We start from the raw sequence: 15883 nt of genomic DNA, 5'->3' as shown, positions 1-15883 counted from the left end.
GAGCCCCGCCCCCAGGCAGCCCTGTCCGGGACCCGCGATCCCGCGCGTCCCGCGTACGCGACCGAAAGAGGAGTGGACTTCACATGCCGATGAACGACGGGCCGGAAGACAACGTGATGAGCAGGCGAGCGCTGGGCCTGGGTGTCGCGGCGGGCATGGGGGCCCTGGCGACCTGGGGAGCACAACCCGCGTCCGCCAACACCGACCCCTCGGTCTTCACCGTCGACGTCAAGGATCACGGCGCCAAGGGCGACGGGGTGATGGACGACTCCGACGCGATCCGGGCCGCGGTGACGGCCGCCATCGCCGGCCGCTCGGGCGGGGTGGTGAAGAAGGACATCTTCTTCCCGCCGGGCAACTACCGGGTGACGAAGAAGGACACCCTGATGTGGTCGCCCACGAACGGCAAGTCCGACCAGGTCTTCGGCTTACGCTTCCGGGGCTGCGGCCCGCGGGTGACGAACATCTTCTTCGACACCGACTTCACCGCCACCTCCGACCCGCGGGAGAACAACCTGATCACGGCGGCGGTGCGGCTGAGGTACACGTATTTCGAGGACATGAGCTTCCGCTCGGAGAACGAGCACAACCGCTTCGCCTATTTCTGGTCGGTCGACGCCCTCGACTCCGACGGGAAGTCGCAGTACCCCGAGTACGGGTTCGGCCAGAACCAGTATTTCGTTTATCGCAACATCGAGTGGAAGGGGAGGTGGGACCGGGTCATCGGCCTGGACGGCGACCACGAGGCCAACAACAACAGCGAGCACCACTTCATCCTGTGCTCCACCGACACCAGGTCGGCCTTCAACGACGCCTTCCTGCACTGCGGGATCTCGGAACCCGCCTCGCGCAACCAGCAGAACCAGTTCCTCAACTACTTCATGCTCTCCTGCAACTTCGCGGTCGCGAAGGGCGACTTCTTCAGGTTCGACAGGGGAGGTTCGATCAACGTGTACGGCGGCTCGTGGTCGATGGTCAACGACTCCCAACTCGGCGTACAGGACATCCGCTACTTCTACATGCCGCTGGCCAACGGCGAGATGAGCGCGACCAGGCTCAACGTCAACGGCGTCAGGTTCGAGCCGAAGAGCGAGAAGCACAAGATCATCGACTGCAACTGGAACAACGGCAGCGTGACGTTCACCTCCTGCTCCGACATGGCCGCGATCCAGCGGTCGAACGCCGCGGACTACAACCTGCACCGGTACGCGGCCACGTCCGGCCGGCTCCCGACCGTCCGGTACCAGGACTGCACGCTCGGCGGCTACCACCTCGTCGACGCCGCGGGCACCTCGCTGTCCCACGGCAAGATGATCTACGAGGGATGCCGCTTCTACCACACGAACACCGCGGTGAGCAGCGCCTCCGGCTCCGCCTTCCTGCGCTACGCGAGCGCGCCGGCCCGCTATGCGTTCCGGGACTCCTGGGCCACGGACGACACGGCCGGCTGACCTGACCGCGACCGGCCGTCGATGCCGGCGAAGGCGTGGCGTACGGCGTCGAGCGTTTCCGCCCGGGCGGGGTCGTCCAGGTGGGCCGGGCCGTAGGTGATGACCGGTTCGAGGACGTCGTAGCCGACGAACTCCAGCATCCCGCGGTGGACGTGGAACAGGAACGCGTCGATGTGCCCGAAGGCACCGTCGGGGGTGAACGAGGACGGCGCGCCGCCCGTGGTGGCCAGCACCACGGCGCGCCGTCCGGTCAGCGCCGCCTCATCGAAGATGCCGAGTTCGCCGCCGAACACCGCGCCCATGACTAAGACGCGATCGATCCACCCCTTGCGTACGGCTGCCACCCTCTGGCGTACAGGTCGATGATCTCGACCGCGTAGCCCTGCGCCTCCAGCGACTCCCGCGCGGGCCCTGGCCCTCCGCCCGTCGCTCACCTGCACTAACACCTATTTTTATGGCAAAGATCGAGATATACCCGCCAAAAGGGCGCATACTGCATTAATGACGTCTCACCGATCCGCACCTCGGCGACGCCTTCCCGGGAGCCCGTTCAACGTCCCCGAAGTCGCCCTTCCTCCGCTCGAAAGCTTCGTCCTCCAGGACAAGGTCAGCCACGACACCTACGGCCTCGGGTCGGTCATCGGGGTCGAGGAGGGCGTCGCCGTCCTGGTCGACTTCGGCGCCGTGACCCGTCGCATCGTCGCGCCGTACCCCAAGCTCTTCAAGCTCTGAGGCCCCGGCCGGACGCGGCCCGGCCTTCATGGTCACGGACAATCGCCGGATTCGGTATCTTGGTCACTTCCGTAACCCCTCGTGCACGGAGAGGCACCACGTGGCCCCTGCCAAGCTCGCCCTCGGCACCCTTCTGACCACGGCGGTCATGGCCACCGGCCTGTCCGCGGGCGCCTCCCCCGCCGCCGCGCGGACCGCGGCCCAGCCGCCGGTCAGCGCCCGGCTCACCGGGTTGCCGCTGTTCAAGGGCTCGGTGAAGATCAAGGGGCAGGCGCAGAAGACCGGCTACTACTGCGCACCCGCGTCCAGCTCGATCGTCCTGCGGATGTTCGGCGTCAAGCGCAGCCAGGACCAGCTCGCCAAGGAGATGAAGACCGACCCGAAGGCGGGCGCCACCAAACGGCAGAACACCCTGTCCGTGCTCAACCGGCACCTCAAGCCGAAGGGCTACACGTTCCGGCTGACCTACGCCAGGAACAGACCCGCCGCGCTGATGCTCCGGGTCTCGCACGCGGTGGGCGTGCTCAAGAAGCCCACGATCCTCGCGGTGCTCGGCAACAAGCTGCCGTGGAGCAAGGCGAGCAGGACCTACGGTCACGCGATCGTGGCCTACGGCTACGACAGGGCGAAGGGCACGATCACCGTCTGGGACCCGAACGTGGCCAAGGGCGCGCTCGGATCCCACGTGATCTCGGCCAAGGCCCTGGCCGCCGTCGTCAACGATCGGCCCGACAGCGGGCTGGGCGGCGTCTACACCCTGTCCAAGCCGCTCCTCCCCCGGTAGGCGCGGCGACAGGTCAGTCGCCCTGCCGTCGCTGGTTCGGCGTGACGTTGATCTGACCGCTGTCGGAGACGATGATCTGGATGCGCCCGTCCTTGACGGCCTGCCACATGACCGCGCCCTGCGGGCCGAGCACGTTCTTCAGGTCCTTGATGGCCTCCAGCTCCGTACGCGCCTTCTCGTTCTTGGCCTTCTGCGCCGTGTTCTCCTCCTGCGCCTGCTGGACCGCGGCCATCGCCTCGCGCACCTTCAGCGGCGGCTGCGGCTGCTGCAGCGTGACCGAGAACTTCTCGAAGAACGCCGTGCCGCCCTGCTCGCGCAGGAACTGCACCATGTAGTCGGCGACCTTCGCCTCCCACTGCTGCTTGGCCTGCGGATCGCGGTACGTCAGCTCGCGCCAGGCGAACTCCTTGCTGGCCGCGTCCAGGGCCCGGTCGAGCGGCTGGCCGATGTAGACGCTGAGCAGTTTGTCCCAGCCCTCGTCGGTGTCGGCCTCGTACTTCAGCCCGATCTGCTCGTGGAACTGCCGCAACGTCTTGCAGTCGCTGGTGAGCGAGAACGTGACGACGCCGGAGACCCGCATCTCCAGCGGGTCCTTCGTCCACATCGTCAGCGGCCCGGCCTCGGCCCCCGGCTTCGTCTTCTCCCCTTGCGGATCGTTGGGGTCGGCGGCGAACTCGAACGTGCGCTGGCCGGCCGGATAGACGTAGCCCTGGTCACCCGGTCCTGACACGTCGCGCACGCCCGGGTCGACGCAGTTCTGGAACGTGGTGTCGGAGAAGACGCCGGCGTCGTAGACGATGCCCTTCTGGTCGGGCTCGGGAGTGGTGATCGAGCACCCGGTGACCAGAAAAGCGGCGATTAAGGATGTCATGACGGTCGTGTACCTCATGCACGATCACGGTAGTACGCATCACGACGACGCTGTGTGACGCTTCGACATCCGTCCACGCATCGGCGCCCTCCCCGGACACCGGTCAGCCGGCGTCGGCCGGCTTGGCGGTGGCCCCGTCGGCGACCATGAAGCCGTAGTCGCCGGGGGCGACGTTGGTGAGGTGCTCACGGCCGAGGACCAGGATGCTCGGCTCGTACGGCGCCCTGATCACTTCGAGCTCCTCCGACGTGTACGGGCTGACGACCGTGGCCAGCACCGTGCCCTTGGGCACCCGCTCGCCCAGCCGCGCCGCGCCGAAGTCCGACAGCACGGTGCCGCCGACGGTGGGCCTGAGCGTGGTCAGCGTGTCGACGACCACCTGGTCCTCCGGCGGCGCCACCGGGTCGCCCGGCAGCATGCCGATGGTGCGCAGGACGTTCAGCGTGCCGTCGACGCCCCGCTTCAGGTAGTGCTCGATGCGCTGGCCGCCGCCGCCGAGCTCGCTGACCATGCAGCGTACGCCCTTCTCCAGCGCCCAGCCGGTGGCCGAGCCGATATAGGGGTGGCCGCGGTAGAGCACGGACGTGCCGTACGCCCGCGACATCTCGGCGCCGGCGTCGTGGAGGTAGGCGTACTCGACGGTGGCGAAGTTGCCGCCCGAGTGGAAGTCGATGAAATAGTCGGCGCCGTCCAGGATCTCCGAGAGCACGGCGGCCAGTTGCTCGGTGACGCTGCCGCCCCGGTCGCCGGGGAAGATGCGGTTGAGGTTGACGCCGTCGAGCGGCGTGTTGCGGGTCAGCGCCTGGTGCGCGTACGGGTTGGCCACGGGCACAGCGACGACGGTGCCGCTGAGCTCGGCGGGGTCGATGGCGTCCAGGAGGCGGCGGACCGTCTCCGATCCCATCGGCTCGTCGCCGTGGATGCCGCCGAACATCACCATGCGGGGGCCCTCGGAGGCGCCTCGCAGGGTGTGCACGGTCAGCTCCAGGCGGTGGCCACTGGCCAGGGTGGTCACCGGGATCCGTTCGACGGTCATGCGGAGGTTCCTTCCTTCACTTTCTCAACGGGTTCTTCAGGGGAGGGGGTCAGGGAGGAGAAGACGCCGGAGCGGGCCAGCAGCACGGCGACGGTCGCGGCGATGGCGAGGGCGGCGACGATGAGCAGGGTGGAGAGCGCGGCCAGCGTCGGGTCCTGAAATTTCTGCATGTAGATGAACATCCAGACCGGCAGCGTGTTCTGGTCGGGCGAGAGCAGGAAGACCGTCATGTCGACCTCGTCGAAGCTCACCACGAACGCGAACAGCGCGGCCGCGATCAGCGCGGGTCTGATCTGCGGCAGCGTGGCCAGCCGGAAGGCCCGCAGCGGCGCCGCGCCCAGGTCCTTGGCCGCCGCGTCGAGGGTGGCGTCGGCCCGCATCAGCGCCGCCGTCACCACGATGACGACGAACGGCAGCACGATCACGGTGTGCGTCACGACCAGCCCGACGACGCCGCCGAACAGGCCCAGCCGGTGCAGGTAGATGAACCCGGCGAAGCCGAAGGCCACCTTGGGCACGACGGTGGGCGAGAGCACGAACGACTGCAACGCCCCGCGCCCCGGCATGCGGTGCCGGACCAGCGCCACCGCGACGGCCGTGCCGATGACCATGGCGAGGACGGTGGCCGCGATCGCCACCTCCAGGCTCAGCAGCGTCGCCGCGCCCAATCCTTCCTGCTCGAAGAGGTTGGCGTACCACTTGACCGACAGGCCCGGCGGCGGCCACGTGCCGTACGAGACGGACGAGAACGAGTTGATCACGATGATGACCAGCGGCAGCAGCACGTACACGTAGACCGCCACGAGCCACACGCTCCAGCCGCGCGCCCCGGAGGAGGCCGCGCCCGCCGCCGTCACCCCGCCCTGCTCGGCCCGCCCGGTACGCCGCTGCAGCCAGCCGAAGACGCCCAGCGCGACGACGGCCAGCGCGAGCAGCGCGTACGACGAGACCGCCGCGAGCGGCCAGTCGACGTTGTTGACGTTGTCGTAGATCTCGGTGGCCAGCACGTTGACCCGTCCGCCTCCGAGCAGGCTGGGCGTGGCGAACGAGCTGATCGACAAGGCGAACACCAGTTGCGCCCCGCCGATCAGGCCGGGCATGGTCAGCGGCAGCGTGACCTTGACGAAGCGCAGGAACGCGCCCGCGCCGAGGTCGCCGGCCGCCTCCCCGAACGCCGGGTCGAGCTGCCCGAGCGACTGGATGATCGGGAACACCATGAACGGCAGCAGGATGTGCACCAGCGCGATCACCACGGAGGAGCGCTCGTAGAGCAGCTCGACCGGGCCGAGCCCGACCGGTTCGAGCAGGCTGTTGAGCACCCCGCTGTCGCCCAGGATCAGCTCCCAGCCGTAGGTGCGGGACACGACGCTGGTCAGCAGCGGCGCGAAGATGATGAACAGCCCGACGTAACGCCAGCGCGACTGCCGCACCCGGTGCAGGGCGTAGGCCGTGGGATAGCCGACGACGGCGGCGGCGACCGTGGTGATCAGGCCGAGCACCACGGTCTCCCCGACGATCTGCCAGTGGTAGCCGCCCGTCAGGAACGTCTGCCAGGTGACGGTGGTGTGCGCGATGTCGGTGCCGTCGGGCAGGTACTGGTGGAAGCTGTATTCGAGCAGGGTGAGCATGGCCCCTGCGAACACACCGGCCAGCAGGACGACGCTGGGCGCCGCCAGCAGGTAGGCCGTGCGATGTCTGCGCATGTCGCCGGGCCTCTCAGATGCGCGAGGCGACGTCGGTTTCCCAGCGTTTCTGCCACTCGGCGTTGTTGCGCCCCACGATGCCGTAGTCGATCTGCTGGAAGCCGTCGCTGGTCGCCTTGCTGAAGGCGGGCAGTCCGGCCAGGTTCTCGGGCAGCTCGGCCTTGGTGTTGGCGGGCACCTCGACGCTGGTCTCGGCCCAGCGGGCGCACCACTTGGGCGAGAGCATCTCGTTGATGATGTCGTGGATGGCTTCGAGCTGGCTCTGCGACTGGCCCGCGACGGCCTGGAGGTTGACCGGCAGCGGGATCGCGCCCTCCTTGGGCACGACGTACGTCAGCGGGGCGCCGGAGTTGATCCACTGTTGTCCGGTGCCGGCGAAGTAGGCGGTCAGCGGCGCGGTGCCGTTGCTGAGCACGTTGAGATACTGCGGGTTCGACTCGACGAGCAGCCGGATCTGCTTGGCCTCGCGCTTCCACAACTCCCAGCCGGGCTCCATGTTCTCCAGGCCGCCGCCGTTGAGCTTGGCGGCCATGTAGACGGCGTACCAGGGGAAGGAGAAGAACGCGACCTTGCCCTGGTGGGCGTGGTTCCACAGGTCGGCCCACGAGCCGGGGGCCTGCGAGATCTCCTGCTTGTTGTAGAGCAGGCCGAGCTGGTCGATGCCGATGCCGATCCCGATGCCGTCGTCGTAGCGGAAGCGCTCGTCGATGTCGGCGGCGTTGCTCATCGCCGAGTAGTCGAGCTTGGTGAACATCTTGTCGTCGGCGCCCTGGACGGAGGTCTGGGCGTTGAAGAAGCCGAAGTTGACCAGCGGCCGGTCGGGCGCGGCCTTCTTCTGGGCCAGCATCTTGGTGTAGCCGACGGAGTTCGACTGCTCGTAGATCTTGAGCTCGACGTTCTTGTGGGAGGCCATGTACTCCTTGGCGAACTCCTTGGGCATCTTGCCGAGGTCGCCGCCGAGGAAGGCGAACATGGTCAGGGTGAGCTTGCCGCCCTTCGACGCGGACGGCGCGGCGGATTGGGGGGACACGCTGCCGCAGGCCGTGGCGAGGGCGAGGCCCGCCGCTCCGGCCGCGGTGCCGAGAAACCGGCGTCGCGAAATATCGGACATACCCGTCATCGAGCTAACTCCCTCAGTGGTCGAGGACGACACCGGCGTCCACGTCCCAGCCGGTCTCGACCTCGTCGCCGACCGTCAGGGTGGATCCGGCTTCTTCGCGCCGTTCGGAGATCACCAGTACGCCGGAGGCCAGACGTACGTGGTATCGCGTGCTCGCGCCCTGGAAGATCACGTCCTCCAGGCGGCCGTGATAGCGGTTGGCGCAGGTCAGGCCCTTGCCGACGGCGACGTGCTCGGGCCGCACGGACACCGCGCGGCCGGGACGCGCGACCTTGACGCCGATGCCCTCCGCCTCCAGCAGGCCGCCGTCGTACGTGCCCTCGTACAGGTTCGTGTCGCCCAGGAAGGTGGCGGTGAACGTCGTGGCCGGCGACCGGTAGAGCTCCGCCGGCGGGCCGATCTGCTCGATGCGGCCCTCGTTCATCACCGCCATCCGGTCCGACATCGTCAGCGCCTCCACCTGGTCGTGCGTGACGTAGACGAACGTGGTGCCCGAGTCGTGCTGGATCCGTTTGAGCGCCTGCTGCATCTGCACCCGCAGCCGCAGGTCGAGCGCGCCGAGCGGCTCGTCGAGCAGCAGCACGGCCGGCTCGTTGGCCAGCGCGCGGGCGATGGCCACCCGCTGCTGCTGGCCGCCGGACAGCTGGGCGGGGTAGCGGGCGCCGTAACCGGCCAGGTCCACCAGGTCCAGCATCGAGCCGACGATCTCGCTCACCTGCCTGGCCGTCCTGCGCCGCAGCTTCGGCCCGAAGGCGATGTTGTCGGCCACGGTCAGGTGCGGGAACAGGGCCAGGCGCTGGAAGACCATGTTCGTGGGACGCCGGTGCGCGGGACGGCCCCGCATCGGCTCGCCCCTGATCAGCACCTCGCCCGAGGTGGGCTCCTCCAGCCCCGCGAGGATGCGCAACGTCGTGCTCTTGCCGCAGCCCGAAGGGCCCAGCATGGAGAAGAACTCCCCTTTGGCCACGGTGAAGTCGACCTGCTCGACGCCCCTGGCGCCGTTGTCGTAGACCTTGCGGATGCCGCGGAGTTCGGCATCGGGCCCGCCGGTCGCCGCTCCGGTCATGTCGCGCTCCTCATTTCCGCGAACGCCTCCTCGGCCGCCTTCAGCAGGGCCGCCACGTCGTCCTCGGTGTGCGCGGTGGACAGCGCCGCGTGCAGCAGCGGCTTGGCCGGCAGCAGGATGCGGTGCTCGCGCGCGACCCGGTGCAGGACCCCGTAACGGGCCGCGTCGGTGGCCATCGCCGTGCGGTAGCCGGTGACCGGCTCCGACAGGAAGTACGGCTGGAAGTGGCCGCCCCCGCCCGCGACCACGGCCGGGACGCCGTACGTGCGCGACAGTTCGGCGAACCCGTCGCGCAGCAGGCCGCCGAGCCGGTCGAGCCGGGCCTGGGCCGAGCCGTCGGCCAGCAGCGGCAGCGCCGCAGCCGCCGCGGCCACCGCCGAGCCGTGCCCGTTGTAGGTGCCGACCCAGCCGACCGGGCCGCCGCTCGACGGGTCGGTGCTGGCCATCAGGTCCGCGCGGCCCTCGACCGCGGCCAGCGGGTACCCGTTGGACAGGGCCTTGCCGTACGTCGTGAGGTCGGGGGTGATGCCGTAGACCTCGCGGGCGCCCCCGGGCGCCAGGCGGAACCCGGTGAGCAGTTCGTCGAAGACGAGCACGATCCCCAGCTCGGCGGTGAGGTCGCGGAGCAGGCGCAGGTAGTCGCCGGTCGCCGGGATGTAGCCGATGTCGATGAGCACGGGCTCGACGACCACGGCGGCCAGGTCGGAGGCGTGCTCGCGCAGCAGCCGCTCGGTCGCGTCCGCGTCGTTGAACGGCAGCACCACCGTGCCCTGCGCCGAACGCGACAGACCGGCGGAGCTGGGGGGCGCGGCCGGCCGGTCGGCGGGCCCGAGCTGGTCGGGGGCGGGCCAGGTCGACACCCACAGCGGGTCGAACCAGCCGTGGTAGGCGCCCTCGGCCTTGGCCACCCGCTCCCGGCCGGTGTGGTGGCGGGCGATCGTGAGCGCGTGCATCAGCGCCTCGGTGCCGGTGTTGGCGAACCTGACCCGGCCGAAGTCCGGGATCATGCCGGCCAGCGTCTCCACCGCGGTCACCGCGGCCTCGGTCTCCACGCCGGTGGTCAGCCCGCGGCTCACCGCGTCGGCGACGGCCGCGTCCACGCCGGGGTGGGCGTGGCCGAGCATCACCGAGGCGTTGCCCATAGTGCAGTCGAGGTACCGCTCACCCTCGACATCCCACAGGTACGCGCCCTCGGCGCGCTGGAAGTAGACGGGGTGCGGCGCCTGGAAGCGGGTGTTGGAATGCACCCCGCCGGGGACGTACCGGCTCGCGCGCTCGTACAGGCTCTGCGACGTGCTCACTTGTTACTCCTGATCTCCAGGGAGAGCCGTTCGACCTCGGCCAGCAGCGCGGGCACGCACGCGTTGGCGTTCTCGCGCGTGAAGCGCGCGGCGGGCCCGGCGATCGAGATGCCGCCCACCGCCTGCCCCGACCGGTCGAGGATCGCGGCGGCGCGACAGCGCAGGCCGACCGCGTAGCTCTCCTCATCGACGGCGAATCCCTCCGTGCGGGCGGTGGCGAGCTCGGCCTCCGCCTCGCGCAGCGCCTCCTCGGCGTGGTCGCCGACGGCGGTGCGCAGCACCTCCAGCCGCCTCCGCGCGGGCAACATCGCCAGCACGGCCTTGCCCATCGCGGAGGTGTGCGGGTTGAGCACGTCACCGACGCGCGCCACGGCCCGCAGCGAGTGCGCGGGCTCCTTCCGCGCCACCAGCACGATCTCGTCACCCACCAGCAGGCCGGCGCTCGCGCTCTCGCCGGTCTGCTCGGCCAGGGCCTCGACGGAGGCCTTCAGCCGGTCGGCGGCGTGCATCTGGTCGAGCGTCCGCACGGACAGGTGCAGCAGCCTCGGCCCGGCGGCGTAGCCGGACCGGTCCAGCTGCACCAGGAACCCGCGCTCGACGAGCAGCGCGACCAGCCGCGACGCGGTCGAGGGCGGAACGCCCGCCGCCGCGGCGATCTCGCCCAGTTGCAGGGGGGCGCGGTCGTGGGTGACCGCGACGTCCAGGACGTCGAGCAACCGGGCGAGGTAGCTGGTACGGGATTCGCTTCCACTCAGTGGAACTGTCTTTGCGTTCATTGGGAGGCCAACTTAGGAACGTCCCTATACGGACGTCAATAGCAGGCCGAAAACCGTTGCTCGACCGTTTTGCCCGGTTCCTCCCGTATCGTCCCTTGAATCTGGACGGAACGAAACCCCTGGCGTGGGGACGACCCCGGCGCGGCCAACCGTGGCGGAGGGGGCGAACATGGTGACCGGAAGGCCTTACAGATCAGGCCTGGCAGTAAGGAAAGACGGGGCCGTCATCACCGTCCGTGACGCTTACCCATGGTTACATTCACGACACGTATGCTGACTATGAGTCAACCCGCCATTCGGGACGAATGTTCACATCTGTTGCTTGAAGTACATCTGCCCCATCGGCATAGTGGACGGACCACAGGCGTACCAGTCGTGACGGGATTCTCGGGGGCCGGTACCAGGTCGCGACTGCCAGCGGCGCATCATCACGCGCGGAATTGGACAAGATGGATGAGCTCGCCCCCACCTCTCCGTACCAAGCTGCTCAGGATTCTGCTGCTCCCGCTCGTGTCCATGGTCGCTCTGTGGGGGTTCATCGCCTACTCCAGCGTGGAGGAGATCGCCGAAGTCTCCCAGACGCAGGACCGCTGGGAGGCCATCGGGTCCCCGTTGTTACAACTGATCGTCGAGCTGCAACGGGAACGCCAGCTGTCGGCTGAGGCGCCGAAGAGCACGGCCACGTACGCGCCCCTGTCGGAGCAGCGGCACGTGACCGACGAGAAGGTCGAACGCTTACGCGAGGTCATCGGCGCCGTCGACGTCGAGTCGTCGGGCGCCGAGACCCCCGCCCAGGTGCAGGCGCTCGTGCAGGCGCTCGACGGGCTGCAGTCCCTGCGGGCCTCCGCCGACGGCGGCGTGCTGGCCCCGCCCCTGACGATCATCCAGGCCTACGACAACCTGATCGCCGTCGCCAACGGGCAGTTCAACGACCGCGACGCGCTGAGCAGCGTCTCCTCCTACCGGGCCGTGCGCGGCATGGCCGCCTACAACGCCACCGCCGAATATCTCGGCCGCGAGCACGCCGTGCTCACCAGCACCATCGTGCAGCGCAAGATGACCGCCACCGACCGTGCCGCGTTCGTCGCCGCCATGACCAGCCGCCGGCTCGTCTTCGCCAACGCCGAACGCGACGCCGGCCCCGAGCTGCGCGCCGACTACGACAAGCTGGTCGACAGCGCCGCCTACAAGCGGCTGGTCGAGGTCGAGGACGAGCTGTTCAACTGGGACACCAACGGGGCGCCGCCGGTGGAGCCCGCCCAGTGGAAGAGCGACGCCGACGCCGTGGTCAACACGATCAACCGCGACACGCAGAAGGAGCTGGCCCGCGCCGCCGCCGAGGCCGAGGGGCAGAAGACCGGCGCCTACTGGCGGATCGGGCTCGTCCTGCTGGTGGGCCTGGCGGCGATGCTCGCGTCGCTGGCGCTGTCGTACCGGTTCGGTCAGTCGCTGATCGACGAGCTCAAGCGGCTGCAGGCCTCGGCGGTCGAGCTGGCCGAGCAGCGGCTGCCCCGGCTGGTCGCCCGGCTGCGCCGCGGCGAGGACGTCGACCCGGCCACCGAGGCGCCCGGCCTCGACTCCGCGGAGACGGCCGAGGTCGACCGCGTGGTCGACGCGTTCTCCGCCGTACGCCGCACCGCCGTCGAGGCCGCTGTGGGCCAGGCGGTCCTGCGCAAGGGCGTCAGCCAGGTCTTCCTCAACCTGGCCTGGCGCAACCAGGCGCTGCTGCACCGCCAGCTCACGCTGCTCGACACCATGGAGCGCCGCGTGGAGGAGCCGGAGGTCCTGGAGGACCTGTTCAAGCTCGACCACCTCACCACCCGCATGCGGCGGCACGCCGAGAACCTCATCATCCTGGCCGACTCCGCCCCCGCGCGCCGCTGGCGCGACCCCGTGCCGCTGTTCGACGTCGTCCGCGCGGCCGTGCTGGAGGTCGAGGACTACACCCGCGTCACCGTCGCGCCCATGCCCGACGCCCCAATGCTCGTCGGCGCGGCCGTCACCGACGTCATCCACCTGGTCGCCGAGCTGGTGGAGAACGCCACAGTCTTCTCGCCGCCCGACACCACCGTGCAGATCCGCAGCATGACGGCGGCCAACGGCTTCGCGATCGAGGTGGAGGACCGCGGGCTGGGGCTGAACGCGGGCCTGCTCCACGAGTACAACGCCCGGCTGGCCGAGCCGCCCGAGTTCGACCTGGCCGACAGCGACAGGCTCGGCCTGTTCGTGGTGTCCAGGCTCGCGGCCCGGCACGGCGTCAAGGTCTCGCTGCGCCCCTCGCCGTACGACGGGACCACCGCGATCGTGCTGCTGCCCACCGTCCTGCTCGCCGGCTCCACCGCCCCCTCCGTCACCCCGGGCGACCGGACGGGCAGGCCCGCGCGGGCGCTCGGCACGGCGCCGTCCGGCACGCTCTCCGGTGTCGTCTCCGCCGCTCCCGAGCGGCCGGACGCGGTCAACGGCCGGCACGCCGACCCGGTGGAGAACTCCCCCGAGCCGGCGCCGGGCACCTGGTTCGAGGCCGTGCCCGCGCAGAGGAACGGCGAAGCCGGCCCGCCGGTGACCCGTCCGGCACGGCAGTTCTCCCCCACCGCGTCCCAGCCGCCGGGGCCCTCCGTCGAATGGAGCGTCACGGTGCCGGCTCAGGACGCCGACGAAGACCTCGACGGGCTGCCGATGCGGATACCGCAGGCAAGCATGGCTCCCCAGCTGCGTTCCACCGGAGGCCCCGCGCGGCGCCCGGTATCGGCGCGCTCGCCTGAGGAACTCGCACAACTCATGTCGTCCATGCAGCAAGGCTGGCGGCAAGGACGCCGCCAGGTCGAGCACGGAGCCGACATGTGGAACCGAAAGGACGACCATCCCGATGCCCGACCCCAGAAGTGAACTGAGCTGGCTCCTCGACGACCTCACCCAGCGAGTCCCCGGCATCCGGCACGCCATCGTGCTGTCCTCCGACGGGCTGGCCATGGGAGGTTCCCGGGAGCTGACCCGGGAGGACGCCGAGCACCTGTCCGCCATCTCCGCCGGCAGCCACAGTCTTGCCATGGGCGCGGGACGGCACTTCGGCCTGGGCGGCGTACGCCAGACCATCATCGAGATGGAGGGTGGTTTCCTGTTCGTCACCGCGGCCGGCCAGGGCGCGCGGCTGGCCGTGCTCGCCGCGGGCGACGCCGAGCTGGGCATGGTCACGTACGAAATGGCGCTCATGGTCAAGAGGGTCGGCGAGCACCTCTCCGCGCAGCCGAGAGGAGCGGCACCGGCACCCGCCTGGAACGGCTCACGACCGTGACCGGGCAGGATCCCGGGCCGCTGATCCGGTTGTACGGCCTGACCGGGGGAAGGGCGCGCCCGCAGGGCGAGACGTTCGACCTGGTGGCCATCGTCACGACGGTCGGCGGCCCGCACACCCTCGCGGACCTGATCCCGGAGTATCGCGCCGTGTTGTCGGTGTGCCGCAGGCCCACGCCGGTGGCGGACGTCGCGGCGCACCTCCGGCTGCCGCTGAACGTCACCCGGGTCATCCTGGGTGACCTCCGGCGGGAGGGTTTCGTCACCATCGAGCGCCCGCGCCCGGTCGCGCAGACGATCGACGAACACATCTACAGGGAAGTGCTGGATGGACTACGCAGCCTATGAGCCGGGGGCGACCGCGGTCACCTCGGCTCTGGCCATCAAGATCCTCATCGCGGGCGGGTTCGGCGTCGGCAAGACGACCATGGTGGGCACGATCAGCGAGATCCGGCCGCTGCACACCGAGGAACTGCTGAGCGAGCGCGGCGTCGGGGTGGACGACGTCTCGGGCGTGGAGTCCAAGAGCACCACGACCGTGGCGCTGGACTTCGGCCGCATCACCATCCGCGAGGGGTTGTGGCTCTACCTGTTCGGCACCCCGGGGCAGGACCGGTTCTGGTTCATGTGGGACGAGCTGGCGCTGGGCGCGCTCGGCGCGGTCGTGCTCGCCGACACCCGACGCCTGCAGGACTCGTTCCCCGCCGTGGACTACTTCGAGCAGCGCGGCATCCCGTTCGTGGTCGGCGTGAACTGCTTCGACGGCGCCCGCCGCCACGACCCGGCCAAGGTCAGGCGGGCGCTCGGGCTGCACGCGCACGTGCCGATCGTGCTCTGCGACGTGCGCGACCGCGCGTCGGTCAGGGACGTGCTCACCACGCTGGTGACGTACGCGGTGGAGGGCGCCGGGCACGCGATGCCGTGAACGGCGCAGGGGCGGGATCAGAGCAGCTCGACGTGGTCGCGGTAGGGGTCGAGCCGGTCGTCGGAGACGTCGAGCTCGGTGACCATCAGGTCGATCCCGTCCCAGGGCAGGCAGCGGGCGGCGGCTCCGGTGCCGAGCTTCTGCGAGTCGACCGCCATGACGACGTGCTCGGACAGCTCGGCCATGAGCCGTTTGATCTCGCACTCCTCCGCGCTGAACTCGCTGGTGCCGAAGTGCGGGTCGATGGCGGCGGCGGACAGGAACGCCCGCGCGAACGAGAACTGTTTCAGCGTCAGTGAGGCCAGAGGGCCGACGAGGCTGCCCGCGTTGGGGTCCTTCTGACCTCCGGTCAGGTAGGCGTGCACCCGCGGGTTTCTCGTCAGGGTCAGGAACGTCTCGATCCCGTCGGTGACGACGGAGAGGTTCTCGGCGGGAGGCATCGAGCCGGCCAGCACGGCCAGCGTCGACGAGGCGTCCATGCAGATGCCGACCCCGCCGGAGGGCACCAGGCTGGTCAGCTTCCGCGCGATCTCCTCCTTGGCCCGCCAGGCCCGGCTCTTGCGCGCCTCGAAGGGCTGCGCCGAGCTGACGGCGCCGCCGCGCACACGGCGGACCAGACCTTCGTCCTCCAGAGCCTGGAGATCCCGCCGGATGGTCATGGTGCTGACCTCGAAGCGGGCAGCCAGGTCTTCGATGCGCAGACTGCCGCTGGACGACAGCAGCTCGGCCAGCGCCTGGCGCCTGCTCTCCAGGTCCACGCTGCTCCTGACGCCCATGCCGGCTTCGCTCTCCTCTGTTGTTCAGTCTTGTCAACTTCACACACGCAG

General features: G+C 69.7%; 16 protein-coding genes. 7 read left to right on the top strand and 9 right to left on the bottom strand.

Features of this window, described 5'->3' with window-relative positions; genetic code table 11:
- Positions 1-83 precede the first annotated feature (83 nt).
- A complete protein-coding gene (locus E1295_RS25180) occupies positions 84-1451 on the top strand; it encodes a glycosyl hydrolase family 28-related protein (protein ID WP_132633287.1) in 1368 nt (455 codons plus the stop codon).
- Here the strand turns inward: E1295_RS25180 and E1295_RS25175 are convergent.
- Positions 1406-1795, bottom strand: a complete 390-nt coding sequence (locus E1295_RS25175; RefSeq protein ID WP_281284769.1) for an NAD(P)H-dependent oxidoreductase — start codon at positions 1793-1795, stop codon at positions 1406-1408. The genes E1295_RS25180 and E1295_RS25175 overlap by 46 nt on opposite strands.
- A gap of 157 nt (positions 1796-1952) precedes the next feature.
- Between E1295_RS25175 and E1295_RS25170 the strand changes: the two genes are divergently transcribed.
- Together E1295_RS25170 and E1295_RS25165 are read left to right on the top strand one after the other, a co-directional pair.
- Complete coding sequence (locus E1295_RS25170; protein WP_132331190.1) at positions 1953-2183, top strand: hypothetical protein; 231 nt, start codon at positions 1953-1955, stop codon at positions 2181-2183.
- A 100-nt stretch (positions 2184-2283) separates the two neighbouring features.
- Positions 2284-2967: a C39 family peptidase gene (locus E1295_RS25165; RefSeq protein ID WP_166427403.1), complete on the top strand. Its 684-nt coding sequence runs from the start codon at positions 2284-2286 to the stop codon at positions 2965-2967.
- Between the two features lie 13 nt (positions 2968-2980).
- Here E1295_RS25165 and E1295_RS25160 read toward each other — a convergent pair whose 3' ends face one another.
- From E1295_RS25160 to E1295_RS25130, 7 genes are all read right to left on the bottom strand, one after another.
- A complete protein-coding gene (locus tag E1295_RS25160) occupies positions 2981-3838 on the bottom strand; it encodes an SPFH domain-containing protein (protein ID WP_246080330.1) in 858 nt (285 codons plus the stop codon).
- Between the two features lie 103 nt (positions 3839-3941).
- Positions 3942-4874, bottom strand: a complete 933-nt coding sequence (locus tag E1295_RS25155) for a succinylglutamate desuccinylase/aspartoacylase family protein (protein ID WP_132633279.1) — start codon at positions 4872-4874, stop codon at positions 3942-3944.
- Positions 4871-6577, bottom strand: coding sequence for an ABC transporter permease subunit (locus tag E1295_RS25150; RefSeq protein WP_132633277.1), 1707 nt, complete (start codon positions 6575-6577; stop codon positions 4871-4873). Before E1295_RS25150 ends, E1295_RS25155 begins: the two co-directional genes overlap by 4 nt.
- Before the next feature lie 13 nt (positions 6578-6590).
- Positions 6591-7697 (bottom strand): ABC transporter substrate-binding protein, encoded by a 1107-nt coding sequence (locus E1295_RS25145; protein WP_132633275.1) that lies wholly within the window; start codon positions 7695-7697, stop codon positions 6591-6593.
- Positions 7698-7710: 13 nt separating this feature from the next.
- Positions 7711-8763, bottom strand: a complete 1053-nt coding sequence (locus tag E1295_RS25140) for an ABC transporter ATP-binding protein (RefSeq protein WP_166427402.1) — start codon at positions 8761-8763, stop codon at positions 7711-7713.
- On the bottom strand, positions 8760-10064 hold the full coding sequence (locus E1295_RS25135; protein ID WP_132633273.1) for an aspartate aminotransferase family protein: 1305 nt from the start codon (positions 10062-10064) through the stop codon (positions 8760-8762). Before E1295_RS25135 ends, E1295_RS25140 begins: the two co-directional genes overlap by 4 nt.
- Complete coding sequence (locus E1295_RS25130) at positions 10061-10780, bottom strand: IclR family transcriptional regulator (protein ID WP_166427401.1); 720 nt, start codon at positions 10778-10780, stop codon at positions 10061-10063. The genes E1295_RS25135 and E1295_RS25130 overlap by 4 nt, the downstream gene beginning before the upstream one ends.
- 513 nt (positions 10781-11293) lie before the next feature.
- Between E1295_RS25130 and E1295_RS25125 the strand changes: the two genes are divergently transcribed.
- From E1295_RS25125 to E1295_RS25110, 4 genes are read left to right on the top strand one after another with little or no spacing between them, the layout of a single operon-like run.
- The gene (locus E1295_RS25125; protein ID WP_166427400.1) at positions 11294-13726 is read left to right on the top strand and encodes a sensor histidine kinase; all 2433 of its coding nucleotides are present in this window, start codon (positions 11294-11296) and stop codon (positions 13724-13726) included.
- Positions 13707-14132, top strand: coding sequence for a roadblock/LC7 domain-containing protein (locus tag E1295_RS25120; RefSeq protein ID WP_132633267.1), 426 nt, complete (start codon positions 13707-13709; stop codon positions 14130-14132). The genes E1295_RS25125 and E1295_RS25120 overlap by 20 nt, the downstream gene beginning before the upstream one ends.
- Entirely contained in the window at positions 14129-14479 is a 351-nt protein-coding gene (locus tag E1295_RS25115; protein WP_201760457.1) for a DUF742 domain-containing protein, read from the top strand. The genes E1295_RS25120 and E1295_RS25115 overlap by 4 nt, the downstream gene beginning before the upstream one ends.
- Positions 14460-15056, top strand: coding sequence for a GTP-binding protein (locus E1295_RS25110; protein ID WP_132633263.1), 597 nt, complete (start codon positions 14460-14462; stop codon positions 15054-15056). Before E1295_RS25115 ends, E1295_RS25110 begins: the two co-directional genes overlap by 20 nt.
- Positions 15057-15073: 17 nt before the next feature.
- Here the strand turns inward: E1295_RS25110 and E1295_RS25105 are convergent, their stop codons facing one another.
- A complete protein-coding gene (locus E1295_RS25105; RefSeq protein ID WP_132331215.1) occupies positions 15074-15832 on the bottom strand; it encodes a DeoR/GlpR family DNA-binding transcription regulator in 759 nt (252 codons plus the stop codon).
- Positions 15833-15883 lie beyond the last annotated feature (51 nt).

The sequence above is a fragment of the Nonomuraea mesophila genome, assembly GCF_004352805.1.
Lineage (GTDB): Bacteria > Actinomycetota > Actinomycetes > Streptosporangiales > Streptosporangiaceae > Nonomuraea > Nonomuraea longispora.
This window is presented reverse-complemented; position numbering and strand designations above follow the sequence as displayed.